Origin of the sequence: Spirosoma panaciterrae DSM 21099 (assembly GCF_000374025.1) — a bacterium.
In the GTDB taxonomy this organism is placed as follows: Bacteria; Bacteroidota; Bacteroidia; order Cytophagales; family Spirosomataceae; genus Spirosoma; species Spirosoma panaciterrae.
The window spans coordinates 1-17,741 of the sequence record NZ_KB893192.1 but is presented as its reverse complement, the minus strand read 5'-3'; the positions used below and the strand labels follow the sequence as shown (position 1 = coordinate 17,741).

The window sequence follows — 17,741 nt, the reverse complement described above, 5'->3', positions numbered from 1 at the left end:
ACAGGTTTCCACCAGCCTTACTATTATTTTCGCGGAATGCGCCTACACCTATGAATCCTCAGCAACCTGTCAATAGATTCCGCGATAGTGGCCCTCGACCACCACGCCCTAAAATCAATCAATCTAGTCCACAACCGGAAATTCGTCGTTCCCGACGATCGAATCAGCAGGATTCGTCCCGGTGGGGACAAACTCGTCAGTTTATCCGTGAGCGCCCCATTCTCGAACGTGTATACTGGTTTTGCCTGAAAGCGTTTCTCTGGATTTTCTTCGGTTCACTAGGCTATGTGATTGCGTTGAAATATATCCCGGTGATGGTGACCCCCCTGATGGTGTCCCGCTGGATGGAGGGCGATAGTACCACGCATAGTAGTCATATCTACAAAAAATGGCGTTCTTACGACGAAATCAGCAAGGAGGCTGCACTGGCGGTTGTGTCGTCGGAAGACCAGGCATTCCCGACGCACTGGGGGTTTGATTTCGATGAAATTCAGGATGCCATCAAAGAGAATAAGACTCGTAAACGCCCACGGGGTGCCAGTACCATTTCGCAGCAGGTAGCTAAAAACGTGTTTCTCTGGAACGGCCGCAGCTATATCCGAAAAGGGCTGGAAGTCTATTTCACCGTGTTGATCGAGTTGATCTGGGGGAAGAAGCGGATTCTGGAAGTGTATCTGAATGTGGCCGAAACCGGACCGATGACGTTTGGTGTGGAAGCGGCCTCAGAACGCTTTTACGGACATTCGGCGGCTTCTTTATCGCGCGACGAAGCCGCCCGGATAGCCGCCGTATTGCCTAATCCACGTAAGTTTTCGATTGCTCATCCGTCCAGCTACGTTCAGCGACGAACCCGTCAGATTGCCCGCCAGATGCGCTATCTGGGTGGGCAGAAATACATTCGGAATTTGTAAACCCCTCACCCCAGGCGAAACGCTACTTGGGGTGAGGGGCTTTGTAGCTACTTCACTGAAAACCGATACACAGTTGTGCTGTTAAAGGTTTCGCCGGGGCGCAGAACGGTGCTGGGAAAATTCGAATGGTTGGGCGAATCGGGGAAATGCTGGGTTTCCAGACAAACCCCAAACCGACGGCTAAGCGGCACCCCATCCTTATTTTGTAGTTTGCCATTCAGATTATTAGCTGTATATACCTGTACAGCGGGCTCAGTCGTAAAGGTTTCCATAAACCGCCCGGTTGCTGGGTCGTACAGCGTGGCGCCCAATTTTAACTTTTTCGACTGATCGGTGAATACCCAGCAGTGGTCATACCCTTTGCCGTATTTGATCTGGACGTTGGTGGTATCGTTGATGCGTTCGCCCAGGGGAGTTGGCTTTGTGAAATCGAACGGGGTGCCCGCTACAGGTAAAATCTCACCCGTCGGAATCTGTTTGGGGTCAGTTGCCAGCACGGTATTGGCCGCTACCATCAGCACATGGTTCATCACATCGTGTTTCATACCACTCAGATTGAAATACGTATGATTTGTCGGGTTGAATACCGTAGGCTTATCAGTCGAAGCTTTATAGTCGATGCGTAGGCCGTTATCCTTTTGAAGTGTGTACGTCACCGTAACGGCCAGATTACCCGGATAGCCTTCTTCTCCATCCTTAGCCATATATTCCAGCCTAACGGCGGGTTCGGCTCCATCTTGGGGCGTCGCTTTCCAGAGTCGTTTATCGAAGCCGGTGGGGCCACCATGAATGTGGTTGCCGTTATTGTTCTGAGCCAGCGTATATTCCTGTCCATCCAGCGTAAATTTCCCGTTGGCAATTCGGTTGCCATACCGCCCGATAATCGGTCCCAGACTAGGCGTTCCTTTTATATAATCAGCGAAGGTCGGCACCCCCAGCGTCACATCATCCAGTTTGCCTGATTTATCCGGGGTAGCGATGGAAACGATGTAGCCGCCGTAATTGGTAATTTTTACGACCATTCCGGCCGCATTGCGAAGTGTAAACAGGTCGGCCTCACGCCCGTCGGGGAAAGTGCCAAACAGGGTTTTTTCAATACCGGCTTTGGGTGGAGTTGGCGATGGGTTGTTCGAAAATTCAGGAGTCATGCTGCTTAAAAAAAGCGTTCCAGCTAAAAGTGAGATAATGAGTTTCATTCGGACGAGCGGTTTAGGCAGGTTGGAGTAAAGATACTGGCCTTACGCCAATAAGTCGGGAAGGGGTTGGTTTTACCCGATAAAACGGCGGGGCGTACTGTATTCAGATAGGATGTATTGAGCATTTAGCCAGGGTAATTGCAGCATCTATGGCAGGAGTAAGCGTCTGTCAGAACATACTCGCCCAGCCATGCCAGATCTCGCAACAGACGTCAGACTCAACCAATACCCCGGAAACAGCCCATGAAAAAGACAGTCAACCTCTGTTGGTTGGTAGCTGCTATTGCCCTAACCTTTCCTACTTTTTGTCAGGAACCGTCGGGTAAATTGGATGCCGAAAAGGGCTTGTGCCCGTCGGGTAAATCTAAGAAAGAGGGTGCCCTAGTAAAGGTTTGTTGCGAAACAATCGCAGACGAGCGTAGTGTGTATGTGAAAGAATACGCGAAAAGCGCTATTTTGCAGGTAGACCACCGTATACAGAACATGCCCCTTCCCGAAGGAACGCCAGTAGATACCCTACCGACCACTGAGCCGGAGATTCAGAATCAACTTCGCGAATTAACAGCCCAAAGCTGGAACCTGGAACTGATTGTTTCGGGAGCCGCTATGTTTGCTACGCTCAGTCTGCCCGATCTACTGGAAAGTGCGCTGACCTATTATCGGTACAACCTGATGACCGATGCCGATTTAATTCATGAAATGATGCCCGCAGAAATGTTTGGGATCATGAAAGGGGCTTGCTATGTACTGTTTGGGGCGTTTCTGGCCAATTTTGTTATGCGGGCCTTCTGGATTGGGCTAGTGGGTCTGCTGGCTGTTTATCCGGATGGCATTCGGTATGATCGCGTCTATAAGTTGAGCCGATATGCCCAACAGCGATTGGCCGGCGAAATGGGGACGTTGTCTGATTACATCATCCGGCTGGATAAACGATGCAATGTTGTGTTTGCACTGGCCTTCAGTTTAGTGTTTTTCTTATTTGGTATTGCTGGCTTTTACGCACTGTTTGTCCTGATCGAGGCTAGTCTGCAATTGCTGGTACCCGATCACCTGTATGAAACCGTTCGTACAATAGTAGGCTGGGTACTGGTGTCTCTTGTGTCGGGATTTATCCTTGTATATACTATCCTTAATTTACCCCGGTTTCGTGATGATGATCGATTCGCCCCGATTGCCTTTCGCATGAGCGAAGGATTTTCAATCATATTTCTGGGTCTTTATCGGCCGGCGCAATACATCAGCCTTACATTTACCAGCCAGATTCCACAGAAAATACTCCAAAAACGATATGTATGGATAATCGGGCTGGGTTTAGCCATAGAAATCGTATTCATGACCGGCCAACTTGTTCAGATCAGGAATGCATCGGACTTGTTTGATAGTCGGTCGTTTATGTCGACGCGTGATCCGAACCAGATGGTTGATGTGAATGCATTCGATAATTTACGGACGCCGGATCAACTGATTGACAACGCCAGTATCCAGTCCGACGTAATTCGTGAGCCCTACATTCGGTTGTTTCTCAGCTACCCCAAAGTGCTGGATAGCGAACTGACAAAGCGATTTAAAGAGCCCCAATGGCCAGATAATCTATCGAAAAAAGAAAAACGCGAGAAGCGGGCCGCCTGGTATCTGAAATCACTGGAGTCGTATTTTGGCGTCTATGTGAACGACTCGCTTTACCGGGCGCCAGGTTTTCTGTTCACCCAACGGGCCGACAACGGGCAGCGGGGACTGGCCACCGTTTTGATGACCAATGGGTTGAAGGCTGGCCGAAATCTGCTTCGCATCACCGTGCCCGATTCGGCCAATAAACCCCAGCCGTACTACCAGATTCCGTTTTGGTACGTTCCTGAAAACTAAGATGAAATCAGGGCTCGTCTGCAATCTAATCTGGTGAAGATAAAGCCAACGCAACCTGCCACATTCCTTTTTCGTATTCGTAGTATCGTTCACCTCAAAATTGTACGCTACTATGAAACCGATTCTGTTTTCTCTGCTGCTGGTTGTGCTGTTCGTTATGGGTTGTAAGAAAAGCACGGACGACGTAGCACCCGCCACTACCGACACCACATTTCCTAAGCTACTGGCTCCGGGAACCTGGGTAATCAGTTCTTATGTACAGGGAACCGAAGATAAACTGAAGTCGCTGGGAAGTATTAGCATTAATTTCACTAGTGATGGAAAGGCTACTGCAACACAGGGTGGTCAGACGACTGTAGGCTCCTGGTCGTGGGGCGGAAACAGCTACTATGGGACACCCGCCGATTCGAAGACGGTAACACTAAGCTTTGGTATAAAAACACCTTACGACAAATTAAGCAAGACCTGGACCATTCTGGATGCCAGTTCATCGATCATTAAACTGGATAATAGCAATCCCGCTGAAAATGAGCATCTGACGCTTACGAAATAGCGAAGTTTGCGTAACTTTCCGAAGCCGTATGCGTTGTACAGACCAGGCCGCTTCGGGAAGTTCGCCAAACGTTATTGCTCGTTAAGATGAAAAACAAACTCATTTTTCTGCTCCTGATCGACCTGTATATGGGTCTTGGAAGTGCCTTCCCTCCGTCGATTCGGGGGCACTATGCCATCAAAAATGTTCAGACCGGGTTATTGTTACGGGTTCAGGATGCACGCAAAGCCGATGGAACGCCCATCGTGGCATATTCGCCCGTGAACTGGAAATGCGTTACCTGGGATTTTCTGCATGTAGAAGGCGACACCTATCAGCTTCGCAATCTGTTTACCAGCAAAACCTTGCAGCCCGAAAGTGGTAAGTCTTGTGAGGGGGCCAATCTGGAGCAACAGCCGCTGGTAACGTCGCAAGCTAATCAGGAATACGAATTCATTTCTGCCGGAAAGGATACTTACCGAATCAAACTCAAAGGATCGGATTTGTACATTACGCCCGTCGATGCTAAAGGGTCTGTCAACTCCCGAATCATACTGGCTAAAAAATCGAATTCGCAGGCTCAATTGTGGACTATCTACGAGCAGGACCCACAAATTTAAATTGCTCCCGGGGCATCCCCGTCTCGAACACGCCAACATCCGGCAAGACCCTGAGAAAAGAGCCTATTCTGTAGTGGTTTATTCCAATCCAGTTTTGAGGATTCCGCCGATACGGCCTGTTTGGATAGGCTTTACACGGAATGAAATCACCTCATAAAAGCTGTCTATATACCCAGCTTATCGGTTGTCAATACGTCTGGTTAGACTGTGGTGTTTGAACCTACCTGATGATACACCGGAAAATGCCCGTCGGTGGGTCCAGCTAACGCCCCCTACCGAATTCGATTGATCTGGCTGAATATCAGGATGAAAAGACGGGCGAGTGGCTGAAAGGGGATAATCCACGAAGTAAATTTTACAACCATTCAGGCTTTGCTGATTTGATCATCGATAATCTGATCAAACTAAAACCCCGTGTCGATAACGTATTGGCAATTCATTCCTTGATTCCTGATGCCAAATGGGGCTGGTTTTGTCTGAATAATGTGCCGTATCATGGCAAAATACTAACCATTCTGAATGATACAATCAGCCGACATTACGGAAAAGGCAAGGGGTTCATAGTCCTTTCAAAGGGAAAACAAGTATTTAAAGGGAATAAAGCAGGATATTTAGCGGCCCGGAAATTTTAGAATCCCCATATGAAAAATTTACCCTTGATCGACCTTGGCGTTATTGCTGCGTATCTCGTAGCGATGGTGCTGGTGGGCGTGTATTTCTCCCGAAAAAATAAAAATGCCGACCAGTTTACCACGGCTTCCGGGCTGATACCTGGCTGGGCAACGGGCTTGTCGATTTACGCGACGTTTTTGAGTAGCAACACATTTCTGGGGGTACCGGGCAAAGCGTTTGGGGGTAACTGGAATTCGTTTGTATTCAGTTTATCCATGCCGCTGGCTGCTTTTGTGGCTTCCCGGTATTTTATCCCGTTTTATCGGCGCTCGGGCGAAGTGTCGGCCTATACCCATTTCGAGCATCGGTTTGGCTCATGGGCGCGAACCTATGCCGTTGTCTGCTTTCTGCTGACCCAACTGGCCCGTATGGGATCGATCTTTCTGGGCATTGCGCTGAGCTTACAGGCGCTGACGGGGTATTCGATGCAAACGATTATGGTGGTGATGGGCGTTTGTATCATCATTTATACTGTGATGGGTGGCATGGAAGCCGTGATCTGGACCGAAGTGGTGCAAGGCGTTATCAAAACGTTTGGGGCACTGCTCATTATGTACCTGATTGTGCAGGCTATGCCAGGAGGTATTTCTTCCATCATCGAGATTGGTAAAGCACATGATAAATTCAGTCTGGGCAGCCTCTCGCCCGATTTTACTCAATCGACATTCTGGGTGGTGCTGTTCTATGGTTTCTTTATCAATCTGAACAACTTTGGTATGGACCAGAATTACATCCAGCGATACCATACAACGGCATCGGAAAAAGAAGCGTCGAAATCGCTCTGGCTATGTGTCTGGTTGTACGTACCAGCCTCGCTGCTGTTTTTTATAATTGGTTCGTGCCTGTTTGGGTATTATCAGCAATACCCGCAGTTTCTCGAAGCCATTCGGCACAGTGTCGCCCTCGAACGATTACCTGCCGGGGCATCTGCTGCTGAGGTAAACCAGTTGGCTTCGACCCTGCAACCCGCCGACTATGGCGATAAGGTGATGCCTAATTTCATGGTTACCAATGTGCCCGTTGGCCTGATGGGGCTCATTATTTCGGCCATTCTGTCGGCAGCTATGAGTACCATTAGTTCAGGTATGAACGCATCGGCTACAGTCTTTACCGAAGATATTTACAAGCGCTACATCAACCCGAATCCATCGAGTCGGAAACAGCTTCGGCTATTGCACCTGGCTACGGTGGTAGTAGGCGTGTTGGGGCTAACCGCCGGACTGGCGATGATTGGGGTAAAAAGCATTCTGGATACCTGGTGGACATTGTCCGGTATTTTTGCGGCTGGAATGCTGGGGCTCTTTCTGCTGGGGCTGATCAGTCGGCAAACGAGGAGTGCAGAAGCTTTAACTGCCGTCGTTATTGGCGTATTGGTTATTGTCTGGCTGACCTTTTCGCCTAAACTGCCCGACGAGTACGGATACCTCCGCAATCCATTACACAGCAACATGATTATCGTTGTCGGTACGCTTACTATCTTCCTGGTAGGGGTTGTTCTGACTAAACTTAAAGGCCGACCGTCTGAGCAAACCAAAGAGGCCGGTGTATTTACCAATGACTAACAAAATTTCCGAAAAAGGCTTCATCCCTGTGATGCTGACGCCATTCACCGAGACTGGCGCTATTGATTTCAACACGCTTACCCGACTGACCGAGCTGTATTTACAGGCGGGTGCCGCTGGGCTGTTTGCCAATTGCCTGTCGAGCGAAATGTTTGAACTGACTGAGGCCGAACGACTTCAGGTCATCGAGCACGTCATCAAAGTGACCAATGGCCGAGTGCCTGTTGTGGCTACGGGGACTTTCGGTGGACCTATTGCCCAACAGGCCGATTTTGTGAAACAGGTAGCCGATAAAGGTACGGATGCGGTTATCCTGATTACAGGTTTGCTGGCCGAACAGACTGATTCGAATGAGGTGTTCAATGAGCGCGTTTTTCAGTTGCTGGACCAAACAGCTACGGTTTCGGTAGGTTTTTACGAATGTCCGGTGCCTTACAAACGCCTGATTTCGCCCGAGCAGTTGAAACTGTTTGTCGATACAGGCCGGGTAATTTACCATAAGGATACCTGCCTCGACATCGACCAGATTCGTGAAAAGCTACGGCTGGCCAATCGGCCCGGTTTTGGATTGTACGACGCCTATATGGTTCATGCCGTTGAGTCGCTAAAAGCGGGTTCGGCGGGCCTGTCGTGTATTCAGGGTAACTTCTTTCCCGAACTGATTGTCTGGCTGTGTCAGAACTATAACCAGGCCGATTTACAACAGGAAGTAGGAGAGGTGCAGCAATTTCTGATCGACAGCATGGATGTGATTCATAATGTGTATCCGACCGTGTCGAAATACTTCCTGCAACTGCGCGGTTTCGATATATCGACCTATACCCGTCGGGATGTAGGGACATTTACCCCCGAAATCGCCAAAAATGTGGAAGGTTTACTGGCTGACTATTCCCAACTACAGGAGAAATTGTCGCTGACCGTATTGTAAAGATAGTTAGAAAAGAAGCGACGGTGTCAGGGGTACGTCATGGATACGGAGCGAATGAGGCTATGCGTATTCAGTGGCCCTGACACACTAATGCCGATACGAGGGGCGCGGTCCCAACGGGGCAGAAAAGAGCCACTGACGGGTTCGGTCGTTATGGGTTGCGGTTTTCCGCTTACGGTCTGCCAGCTAAATGCATAATACTGACCTACATGACTGCGTACCTGCAACGTAATCGCCGATGCTTTTTCGGGTAAGTGATGGTGTTTCAGCACCTGCCGAACCCCATCCTTCACCTGCCATAGTTCGAGCGAATCGCTGCGAATGCCGAAACCCAGTGCGTTGTTCGCATCCCCATACACACAAATGCTTTGCAGGACGTTCGCCTGGGGCGTTAGATCCGTAGAGAACGTGTAGGTTCCTTTATTGATAACTAATCCCAGAAAGCTTCCCGTCGGACTACCGGCTACGTTCGGGAACTGTAACTGACCCGCCTGAAGGGTTATCGGTGGTTCAGGCTGGCTTACGTCCCAGGTCCAGGGAATGGCGGGGATTTTGTCGGTGAACTGAACGGCTAGGCCCGGTGCTTTTTGCTGGGCAGTCCCCCCAAAAGCTTCGGCCTGTGCCGGAACGGAAGTTCCGTACCGAAACGTGGGCCACTGCGTTTGGTCGTTCCAGACCAGTTCACTCAACACACCCTGTCGGCCCGTAAAGGTGAAGTCCGTTCCACTGTAGGCGTGGTGCAAATAGACATACCGATTGTCGGGGGTGGTCACTACGGTGCCATGGCCGGGGCATTTCCAGGTGTCGTCGCTCACCAGAACCGGATTTCCGGAGAATTTCTCCCAAGGGCCGCGTAATTTTTCGGCACGAGCCAGGCCAACCTGATAATTACACCGAGGTCCGCAACAGGCATTCCCCGAATAGGTCATATAGTAATACTTGCCCCGCTTGAAAAGGGCTTGCCCTTCCATGCCCCCTGCTTCCCAGCCCGAACGGTCGGCGGTCAATAACGTAAAGTGCTGACCAACCACCTTCAGGCCGTCGGCTGATAACTCAGCACCCAGAAGCTCAATCGATTTGCCCTTATCAAGACCGTAGGCTTTCCATGTAATGTACGGTTTGCCGCCGTCGTCAATAATAAACGGGTCTATCGCTTCGCTTGTCCACTCCAAGAGCAGACCATGATCCGTGAAACCGCTACGTAGGTCGCGGGAGGTAGCTACGCCAATGAACGAGTGTTGATCCGATTTTCGGCGGGCCGTGTAATAAACGTAGTAGGTACCCTGGCGATAAACCAGTTCGGGTGCCCAGAAACTGCCCATGGTCCAGGCTGGGAGTTTATGAAAAACGGGACCGACATACGTCCAGTTGACCAGGTCTTTTGAGGTATAAATTGGGAAAACTGGTCCCCACTCCGACGACGTTCCGACGGCATAATAGGTATCGCCAACCCGTAGGAGGGAAGGGTCAGCAAAATCACCCGGAATAACCGGGTTGCGGTAGGTAGTCGTTACACCCGTGGAGTTTACAGGCTGAGCCATCGCCTGTACCGAGATCAGTATACACAGCAGGATTTTTACGAGAGAAGAGGGCATAGATGGATTCGTGAACTTCTGCGTTGGTTGTTAGGCGACCGCCATACGGCCTTTTTTCAAATACTGACGCTTATACTCCAGGGGCGTCAGGCCAGTAACTTTTTTGAAGTGCCGGTAAAAATTCGATACGTTGTTAAAGCCACAGTCAAAGCAGATTACGTCGGTGGGTATCTGATCGTCGACCAGTGCGCGGCAGGCATGACTGATGCGTATTTCGATCAGAAAATCGTAATACGTTTTATGGGTCATCAGCTTGAAATAGCGACAGAATGAGGTGACACTCAGTTTACTGAGCGCCGAAATTTCATCCAGTGTAATGTCTTTTTTGTAGTTGGTAAACGTGTAGTCGCACACCTTATTGAGCCGAAGCGTGTCGGTTTCATTCGCCTGGTAAAATGCCGCCTGAACATTCACAATTGGTTCGTACTCTTCGGTTTCGGCCAGCGTTTTCAGAATGGAAAACAGGATCAGGATTTTGTCCAGATTTGTGGCATCGACAGCCCGCTGCATGAGTTCGGCTAGCCTAGTGTTGGACTTCCCGTTGACGACCATCCCACTTTTGGCTTTTTCGAAGAGTCGGGGCAGAAGATATGCCTCTGGTAATTTGAGTAGGTGCTCACCCAGAGAATTGGGTAAAAAGTGAATAACAATGACCTCCGTGTTTAGGTCGGGATCGTTTTGGTAGTACTCGTCGCTGCTTCGCCAGCTATGCGGTAAATTTTCGCCGACCAGCACAATCTCTCCCGGCGAAAAATTGCTGATTTTATCTCCAATAAATCGTACTCCTTCCCCCTTAATGATGTAGTGTAGCTCTAGTTCGGGGTGGTAATGCCAGATGGTCTTGACATGGGGTAAAACCTCGTGCCGAACCGTGTATGAGGTTTCGAGATTAGCCGTTACGTTTCGAAATAAGGGTTTCATGGCAAAAGAATCGTTACGATAGATCGACACGGTTTTGGGAGTAGCAGACTACAAACCTATACGAAATAACCCAAATTATTCATGTTTCCTCCATGATAATTTCCTACAAGGAAATGGCAAGTTGTGCCGTTGCTTCCCCTGGTCGTAGGCTTTTTTTGGGATTGTGTGATAGAAAAGTATTGTTTAATGGTGCTGGTACCGATTTTACAGCCTATTCTGTGAAGGATTTTGCCTAGATGGCGAACCGCCCTTTTGCGTCTATACCAGGATCGAAAACCTGTTTTCTACCTTTGATTTGGCCTGAAAAATGCCTTCGTGGGTGCTCCGGGCGATTTTGCTACCACTGAAATACGTACTCTGAGTGTTGTATTCACCCAGCTTACCTTATGTAGTTCTTGCCAGATAGGCAGGGTTAATTTTAATCGGGACTGAAACCGTAACCGACTGCTTATACCACACAAAAATGCCCATAGGCCAACTGACCTACGGGCATCTTTGTGGGAAGTTCTATCAAATTTACGCTACCTGAGCGGGATTGTTGCGTTGAAAATCGTGCTGAGTCGTTGTCGAATTGTGGATCGCAGTTGCTTTCCACTTTTTGTGATAGAAATAATACGACCCAAAGCCCAGCGCCACAAAAATAAAAATCGGCGCCCACTGGACGAACTCTTTACCACTATTTGCGACGGAATACGTAGCACCCAGCAGATCGAAGATAAGCCCGGCATAGGCCCATTCTTTAAGCCTTGGAAAGCCAGGAACCAGAATCGCCACCACGCCCAATAGTTTGGCCCAGCCCAGAAACGGAATGATGTAGGTAGGATAGCCCATTTCGTGAAAGCCCTGTACCGACATGGGGTTAACCATGATGTTCGGAATGGCCGAGCCTGTCATTACAAAAGCAAATAAACCCGTCAGTACCCAGTACAGGATGTTGGTTTTTTTGGCGGCTTTCCGATTCGCGGTGTCAACTTGGATGTGTGTCATTGGTCGTTGTTGTTTGGGTGATTTGATAAGTCAAATTTACCGCTTTTCGGGCGAAACGAGGGGGGGCGAAAACGGCAATAAACAGGGGCTTTACGCCATTATTTGAGCCTTAATTTCGAGTAGAAAACGGCTAATTGATAGCCCTAATTCAAAGCGAAATGGAAACAGTCGGACGCGTAGAAAACAGGACTGGCATGAGGAGTTTATCGGGCTGGCCCGCTTATATAGATTCAATCCCAACCACTATGTTTTTGAAACGATCTGTTTTCAGTTTGCTCATGGGTCTGGCTTTTGCCGGAGTGCAGGCTCAGCCGCTCAATACCTTATCGGCCCAGGAAAAAAAAGAAGGATGGAAATTGCTGTTTGATGGGCAGGACCTCAAAGGATGGCATAAATACAACGGCAAAGGTGTGCCTTCGTCCTGGAAAGTTGAGCAGGGCGTACTGCACCTGGATGTGCCCCAAACAGCGGGTGGTGCGGTTCGCGACGGGGGCGATTTAGTCACAGACGCTGTCTTCTCCGGCGATTTTGCGTTTAAGGCGGAGTTCAAAATTGAAAAATACACCAACAGTGGTTTCTTTTTCTTTGTGGACGAAGCCCCTAAGAATGAGAAGGTTTATACGACAGGTTTGGAAGTTCAGGTGGGCGATGATGTGCTGTATCAGAAAGTCGTAGAGCATCCGCACAACTCCGGCGACCTGTTTGGTATCGCTGACGTTCGTATTCAGGAACCACAGCCACTTGGTAGCTGGAACAAAGTGGAAGTTATGCTGAAAAAGAACAAACTGACGGTCACGATCAATGGCTATGTAGTACAGGAACATGATGTTACCAGCGCCGACTGGAAAAAGCGCATTGGAGCCAGTAAGCTAAAAGATGCACCGGTTGGGAAAGGAAAATACAGTGGTCGCATCGGCTTACAGGACTGGAACACGAGCGTCTGGTTCCGAAACATTAAGTTGAGAGCACTTTAAGAGTAGTCTGTCTAACTTTTTGTGGTACAGGTTTTTGTCATTGCGACGAAGGAGCAATGACAAACCATTCAACTCTTATTCCTTTTTCAAAATCCTAAACAGGTTCAATGTTACAAGACGTTCAAATCGCCATCCAGGTGGTACGTTTTTCCTTTTTCAGTAGTTAGGTTTAGCTGTTTGTCGCCGTAGCGAAGCAGGCAGGGCTGACCAGCTTTGGACATAACGTCGACACTATTCAGGCGGCCACTCTGCCAGCGGATATTCAGGACAAAACTGCCCTGCGCACAGATTCCGTTGATGTGGCCCGTTGGCAGTTCGGCAGGTAGTGCCGGAAGCAGATCAATTTTTTTACCCTGACTTTGCAGGATCATCTCGGCAATCCCGCTGGCTCCCCCAAAATTACCATCGATCTGAAACGGCGGGTGGGCATCGAACAGGTTGGGGTAGGAGCCGCCACCCGTCATGCCTTCGGCTGAGATGGCTGGCCGAAACAGCAGTTTGAGCATGGTATAGGCATGATGGCCATCGCGAAACCTCGCCCAGAAATTTATCTTCCAGGCCAGGCTCCAGCCCGTACCTTCGTCGCCCCGTTCCAGAAGCGACTGCTGGGCCGCTTTCATGAGATCGGGCGTTTCGTCCCACGTAATATCGGTGCCGGGATGGACGCCCCATAAGTGCGATACGTGGCGATGCGTGTCTTTGGGGTCATCGACATCCTGCAACCACTCCTGCAACTGCCCGTGTTTACCAATCTGGTTGGGGGCAATCTGGCCGTACATCGTTTTGAGCGTATCGCGAAAGGTGGCATCGGTTGCCAGTACTTCGCTGGCTGCTATGCAGTTTTTGAACAGATCGCGGATAATCTGGTGGTCCATCGTCGGGCCTGCTACTAGTCCACCATGTTCGGGTGAGTTCGAGGGGGTGCTGATCAGCCAGCCGGTTTTAGGGTCTTTCACCAGAAAATCGACAAAGAAACGAGCGGCTTCTTTCAGGATGGGGTACGCCCGATTTTGCAGGAATTCCCGGTCCTGCGTATACCGATAATGTTCCCACAGGTGATGCGATACCCAGGCTCCACCACTCACCCAGATACCATGATTCGACGCGTTGATGGGGGCCGTACCGCGCCACTGGTCGGTATTATGGTGCAACACCCAGCCACGGGCGTTGTAGTGCGCTTTCGCTGTTTTTCGGCCTTCATTCGCCAGTTCGTCAATGGCCTTGAACAGGGGTTCGTGGCAGGCCGACAGATTGAGCATTTCGGCAGGCCAGTAGTTCATTTCGAGGTTGATATTGGTGGTGTACTTACTGCCCCAGGGCGGTGTGAGCAAGTCGTTCCAGATCCCCTGTAAGTTGGCCGGGCCTGAAGGTATACCCGGTCGACTGGGCCGCGAGCTGGAAATCAGCAGATACCGGGCATATTGTACGTAGAGAGCTATCAGTGCGGGGTCGGTCGACTGGTCAAATTGTTGTATTCGTTTGTTGGTCGGTAATTGTTCATTGGGAGAATGCCCCAAATCCAGCGACAGGCTGTTGAAAAGCGATTGGTACTCCTGCACATGAGTGGTTCGGACAGCCGCAAATGGTTTGTTCCGAAGCGCCTGTAAGGGTTGTTGACTCAGGGTAGCCGGATCGCCGAAAACGTCTTTGTAGGTTTTGAAATTGGTTCCGGCGGTGAGGTACAACGTGGCTTCGTCGGCTCCCGACACAACGAGTTTAGTGCCCGACACGCTGATCTGGCCTTTCTGGGTTTGGATGCGTAAACAACTTTCGCCCCGCAACGCCCCGTTTTTAACCTGAACGGATAACGCAATGGTCTGATTGTCAATTTTTCGGACCGATGCACCTGAGTGTGGACTATTCAGCGAGGCTTCGAAACTAAGTTTCCCCAATTTGCTGGCGGTAAGATGGATCGCGATAACCTGATCGGGCGCACTAGCCAGATACGCGCGGGTGAAACGTACGCCATTGGCCTCATACGTGACACGAGACAGTGCGGTTGTCAGGTCCAGTTCCCGGCGGTAGTTGGTAGCCTGCGTCTGACCGTTGAACCTAATCCATAAATCGCCAAAGGGCTGGTAATCGGCCTGATAGCGGGGCATAGCCGGTGGACTGTCGTTTTGAATCCAGTAGCGGAACGGGCGACGGAGGGGGACGCCATCGGTCGGTTGCTGACCAACGGGATAGACCACAAACGTTGGCTGACTGGTTTTAACGCCAATAAAGCCCCCTTTGTCAAAAAGATTGATGACTTGAATAGCCAGTTGATTTTTACCAGCGTGCAGCTTTGCTGCTGGTAATGTGTACTGTCGATTTTTGGCAATGCCTTCGTCGGTACCGATCAGTTCACCATTCAGATAGGTAAAGTCCTGATCACGAATGCGGCCCAGATCGAGTACCAAATCCTTACCCACCCAGGCTGCGGGTAACTCAAACGAGGTACGAAACCAGACTGCTCCGTCTAACCCCTCGTGTCCCATTTTCTCCCAGCCATCGGGTGTATTAAGGTCCATTGTTTTCCAGGAGCGATCATCGAAAGCAACCGTTGCCGGACTTGCCTTACCATCGGCCAGTGCCCGAACACGGGTGAACCAATCCGCCTTTTTCTGCGGATAATCGACTTCGTTGCGTTGGCGGCCCATAAAATGCTCCTGCGCCAGTTTTTCGGCTTCGGCCTGTTTGCCATCGGCCAGTAGCTGACGAATCTGGGGTAGGTATTGCGCGGCCCCTTCACGCTGATAATCGCGTGGTTCGCCGGTCCAGAGGGTAGCTTCGTTGAACTGAATATGTTCCGTTGCGATGCCCCCGAATACCATGCCACCTAATCGACCGTTGCCAATCGGCAGTGCTTCGACCCACTGACTGGCTGGCTTCGTATACCAGAGCGTAAGGGGGAATTTGGCCGGTGTCTGGGCCTGTATGGATAAGGATAAGAAAAGGGTAGGGAGCAGGAGGTGGGTACGTTTCATACCTGTAAAGAAAATACTTATTTCGCTTCCTTCCACTTCACCCAAGCGTCTCCCGGTCTCGTACCGGAAATGCTTTCCTGGTATAGCTTCATGCGGCTATTCCACGCATCGACACGCGGATTGTTTAAAGAATTTAGTTGGCATAAATGTCTGAGAATAGTTTGTGATGGTAGAGTACATCCGGTGGTTGGATTTTATCAATGGAATAACCTGTACACTATCGGGCTAAAGCGGGAGCACTATACTATGTAGCTCTTTGAAGAAATCAGAAGGTGTTTACCTGGCATTGGCTGAAGGCGTAACCAATCGTGCTGACAGAAAGGATTCTTTTCTTTACTTTTGATTGTTTTCGAAATGAAGTTAGTATGCTGCCGAATCAACGCCGGGATAAAATACTCGAACTGTTAAAGGAAGATGGATCGGCTAAGGTCATCGACCTGGCCCGAATCTTTAAAGTGACCGAAGTAACGATTCGTCAGGATCTGGAAAAGCTGGAGAAAGACGGTCTGGTCATCAAAGAGCATGGCGGTGCATACCTGAAAAACGTTGAAGATCAGGTGCGTACGTTTTCGCTCGGCAATCAGGAGAATATCGATAAGAAAGAAGTTATTGCCAACAAGTGCCTGGAGTTTATCGAAAGTGGTGACAGCATCATCCTGGATTCCGGCTCGACAACGACCGAAATCGCAAAAAAGCTGCGGGGCTATAAAAACCTGACTGTCATCACCAACGCTCTGAATATTGCGCTGATACTTGGGGCCGAGCCGGGGATTGAGGTGATTATGACCGGGGGGGAATTCAAACCACCCACCTTGTCGCTAACGGGTCAGAAAGCCGCCGATTTCTTCAAGGGAATCAACGTGCAGAAGTTGTTTCTGGCTACGGCGGGCATCTCGCTCAAATCGGGCCTGACCTATCCGAGTATCAGCGATCTGGTCGTCAAAAAAGCGATGATCGATGCGGCCGACACCACCTATTTAGTCGCTGATTCGACCAAGATCGGTAAAAGCGCCTTTGCCAGTCTGGGCGCTCTGTCGCTAATCGATTACATCATTACCGATGCGGGCATTGAAGAGAAACACAAGCAAGTGTTTCACGACAACGAAATTGAACTGATTATTGCGACGTAGGGAGTAAAAAAGTATTGCTCAAACAGCCAGTCGATATTCTTTTTATTCCCTGCCAGACCTGCATCAAAAACAGGTACTTCCTGATTGCCATCCATGAAACCGAGGAGCAGGCAGCCACCCTTACCTAAATTTACTAGCCAAAATAAGATGGTATCAAAGCTTAAACGTAGATTGGTTCTATTGACGCCGGCCTACTTGGCTTGTCTGGTCGATGAAACGGTGACGATTCTTAATCAACCAGCGGCTTATTGGAATGGTAATTTGCAGGCAGGTGACGAAGCGAATCCAATAGGGGCAGCCTTAATGCGAAGTCACGTATCAGGTATATTCCTGGTTTCGTTTGCCTGGCTGATTGCCATTGGGGTAATTGGTTATTTGGTGCCTGAGCGATTAGTGAAACTATTTACCCTGGTTATTCTAATTGCGCATACCAGCGGGGCAATTAGCTGGATTACTCCCCATTATGGATTTTGGTATTCTATCGCATTTATTATTGTTAATTCGGCATTGTTTATCCAGTTAGAAACGATTTTTGCACAAAGCACTGGTCGCATTTCGCTTTGAAAATTTAACACCTGTTTACCAGTTTAGCTGCGTTTAAGAGTATGTTGGGAAATCATCTTTGGCAATAAGTCTCGATTCGTTGTAACATGATCTGGCTATTGGCCAGATACAGCCAACTGACCGAAGAAGATGCTGTATGCTCATAGTCTTTGACGATTCTCCGAAAATAGTTCGTCCAGGCAATGCTTCGTTCCACTACCCATCGTTTGGCCACCGGTACAAAACCTTGGGCTGATTCAGGCCGCGACGCTTTCTCAAAATCGATACTCCAACGGTCAAGCTCTTGAGCAAACACGCCGTTGTAGGCTTGATCGCCG

The 17,741-nt window shown here is 49.6% G+C and carries 14 protein-coding genes and 1 pseudogene; 9 read left to right on the top strand and 6 right to left on the bottom strand.

Going from position 1 to position 17,741, the window contains the following annotated elements; translation table 11 throughout:
* Positions 1 to 50: 50 nt before the first annotated feature.
* Positions 51 to 911 carry a monofunctional biosynthetic peptidoglycan transglycosylase gene (gene mtgA / locus B153_RS0119675; protein WP_020598458.1) on the top strand — a complete coding sequence of 287 codons (861 nt, stop codon included), beginning with the start codon at positions 51 to 53 and terminating at the stop codon, positions 909 to 911.
* Between the two features lie 47 nt (positions 912 to 958).
* Here the strand turns inward: mtgA and B153_RS0119670 are convergent, their stop codons facing one another.
* Positions 959 to 2,107, bottom strand: a complete 1,149-nt coding sequence (locus B153_RS0119670) for an aldose epimerase family protein (RefSeq protein ID WP_020598457.1) — start codon at positions 2,105 to 2,107, stop codon at positions 959 to 961.
* A gap of 243 nt (positions 2,108 to 2,350) precedes the next feature.
* Here B153_RS0119670 and B153_RS0119665 point away from each other — a divergent pair, with 243 nt between their 5' ends.
* From B153_RS0119665 to B153_RS0119640, 5 genes are all read left to right on the top strand, one after another.
* Positions 2,351 to 3,970, top strand: coding sequence for a hypothetical protein (locus B153_RS0119665; RefSeq protein WP_020598456.1), 1,620 nt, complete (start codon positions 2,351 to 2,353; stop codon positions 3,968 to 3,970).
* Between the two features lie 112 nt (positions 3,971 to 4,082).
* Complete coding sequence (locus B153_RS0119660) at positions 4,083 to 4,523, top strand: hypothetical protein (RefSeq protein ID WP_020598455.1); 441 nt, start codon at positions 4,083 to 4,085, stop codon at positions 4,521 to 4,523.
* 86 nt (positions 4,524 to 4,609) lie between these two features.
* Positions 4,610 to 5,122 (top strand): RICIN domain-containing protein, encoded by a 513-nt coding sequence (locus B153_RS0119655; protein ID WP_020598454.1) that lies wholly within the window; start codon positions 4,610 to 4,612, stop codon positions 5,120 to 5,122.
* Positions 5,123 to 5,763: 641 nt separating this feature from the next.
* Entirely contained in the window at positions 5,764 to 7,356 is a 1,593-nt protein-coding gene (locus B153_RS0119645; RefSeq protein WP_020598451.1) for a sodium:solute symporter family protein, read from the top strand.
* Positions 7,349 to 8,284 (top strand): dihydrodipicolinate synthase family protein, encoded by a 936-nt coding sequence (locus B153_RS0119640; protein ID WP_020598450.1) that lies wholly within the window; start codon positions 7,349 to 7,351, stop codon positions 8,282 to 8,284. The genes B153_RS0119645 and B153_RS0119640 overlap by 8 nt, the downstream gene beginning before the upstream one ends.
* A gap of 26 nt (positions 8,285 to 8,310) precedes the next feature.
* On the opposite strand, the gene B153_RS0119635 is transcribed toward B153_RS0119640, so the two are convergent.
* The 3 genes from B153_RS0119635 to B153_RS0119625 form a co-directional block, all read right to left on the bottom strand.
* Positions 8,311 to 9,879, bottom strand: coding sequence for a glycoside hydrolase family 43 protein (locus tag B153_RS0119635; RefSeq protein ID WP_020598449.1), 1,569 nt, complete (start codon positions 9,877 to 9,879; stop codon positions 8,311 to 8,313).
* 30 nt (positions 9,880 to 9,909) lie between these two features.
* On the bottom strand, positions 9,910 to 10,800 hold the full coding sequence (locus B153_RS0119630) for an AraC family transcriptional regulator (protein ID WP_020598448.1): 891 nt from the start codon (positions 10,798 to 10,800) through the stop codon (positions 9,910 to 9,912).
* Positions 10,801 to 11,316: 516 nt separating this feature from the next.
* A complete protein-coding gene (locus B153_RS0119625; protein WP_020598447.1) occupies positions 11,317 to 11,787 on the bottom strand; it encodes a DoxX family protein in 471 nt (156 codons plus the stop codon).
* 245 nt (positions 11,788 to 12,032) lie between these two features.
* Here B153_RS0119625 and B153_RS0119620 point away from each other — a divergent pair, with 245 nt between their 5' ends.
* On the top strand, positions 12,033 to 12,761 hold the full coding sequence (locus B153_RS0119620) for a 3-keto-disaccharide hydrolase (RefSeq protein WP_020598446.1): 729 nt from the start codon (positions 12,033 to 12,035) through the stop codon (positions 12,759 to 12,761).
* Between the two features lie 110 nt (positions 12,762 to 12,871).
* Here the strand turns inward: B153_RS0119620 and B153_RS0119615 are convergent, their stop codons facing one another.
* Positions 12,872 to 15,730 (bottom strand): glycoside hydrolase family 95 protein, encoded by a 2,859-nt coding sequence (locus tag B153_RS0119615; RefSeq protein ID WP_020598445.1) that lies wholly within the window; start codon positions 15,728 to 15,730, stop codon positions 12,872 to 12,874.
* Positions 15,731 to 16,095: 365 nt separating this feature from the next.
* Between B153_RS0119615 and B153_RS0119610 the strand changes: the two genes are divergently transcribed.
* Both B153_RS0119610 and B153_RS0119600 read left to right on the top strand, forming a co-directional pair.
* Entirely contained in the window at positions 16,096 to 16,860 is a 765-nt protein-coding gene (locus tag B153_RS0119610) for a DeoR/GlpR family DNA-binding transcription regulator (RefSeq protein WP_020598444.1), read from the top strand.
* 147 nt (positions 16,861 to 17,007) lie between these two features.
* A complete protein-coding gene (locus tag B153_RS0119600) occupies positions 17,008 to 17,424 on the top strand; it encodes a hypothetical protein (RefSeq protein WP_157634758.1) in 417 nt (138 codons plus the stop codon).
* Positions 17,425 to 17,476: 52 nt separating this feature from the next.
* Here the strand turns inward: B153_RS0119600 and B153_RS0119595 are convergent.
* Positions 17,477 to 17,741: pseudogene (locus B153_RS0119595) on the bottom strand (IS5 family transposase); the annotation flags it as partial.

Bases quoted from the DNA above. Each gene is read 5' to 3' on its own strand.
- B153_RS0119655 (WP_020598454.1), top strand. From the start codon at position 4,610: ATGAAAAACAAACTCATTTTTCTGCTCCTGATCGACCTGTATATGGGT.
- B153_RS0119630 (WP_020598448.1), bottom strand. From the start codon at position 10,800: ATGAAACCCTTATTTCGAAACGTAACGGCTAATCTCGAAACCTCATAC.
- B153_RS0119600 (WP_157634758.1), top strand. From the start codon at position 17,008: ATGGTATCAAAGCTTAAACGTAGATTGGTTCTATTGACGCCGGCCTAC.
- B153_RS0119640 (WP_020598450.1), top strand. From the start codon at position 7,349: ATGACTAACAAAATTTCCGAAAAAGGCTTCATCCCTGTGATGCTGACG.
- B153_RS0119615 (WP_020598445.1), bottom strand. From the start codon at position 15,730: ATGAAACGTACCCACCTCCTGCTCCCTACCCTTTTCTTATCCTTATCC.
- B153_RS0119620 (WP_020598446.1), top strand. From the start codon at position 12,033: ATGTTTTTGAAACGATCTGTTTTCAGTTTGCTCATGGGTCTGGCTTTT.
- B153_RS0119635 (WP_020598449.1), bottom strand. From the start codon at position 9,879: ATGCCCTCTTCTCTCGTAAAAATCCTGCTGTGTATACTGATCTCGGTA.
- B153_RS0119610 (WP_020598444.1), top strand. From the start codon at position 16,096: ATGCTGCCGAATCAACGCCGGGATAAAATACTCGAACTGTTAAAGGAA.
- B153_RS0119660 (WP_020598455.1), top strand. From the start codon at position 4,083: ATGAAACCGATTCTGTTTTCTCTGCTGCTGGTTGTGCTGTTCGTTATG.
- B153_RS0119645 (WP_020598451.1), top strand. From the start codon at position 5,764: ATGAAAAATTTACCCTTGATCGACCTTGGCGTTATTGCTGCGTATCTC.
- B153_RS0119670 (WP_020598457.1), bottom strand. From the start codon at position 2,107: ATGAAACTCATTATCTCACTTTTAGCTGGAACGCTTTTTTTAAGCAGC.
- B153_RS0119665 (WP_020598456.1), top strand. From the start codon at position 2,351: ATGAAAAAGACAGTCAACCTCTGTTGGTTGGTAGCTGCTATTGCCCTA.
- B153_RS0119625 (WP_020598447.1), bottom strand. From the start codon at position 11,787: ATGACACACATCCAAGTTGACACCGCGAATCGGAAAGCCGCCAAAAAA.
- mtgA (WP_020598458.1), top strand. From the start codon at position 51: ATGAATCCTCAGCAACCTGTCAATAGATTCCGCGATAGTGGCCCTCGA.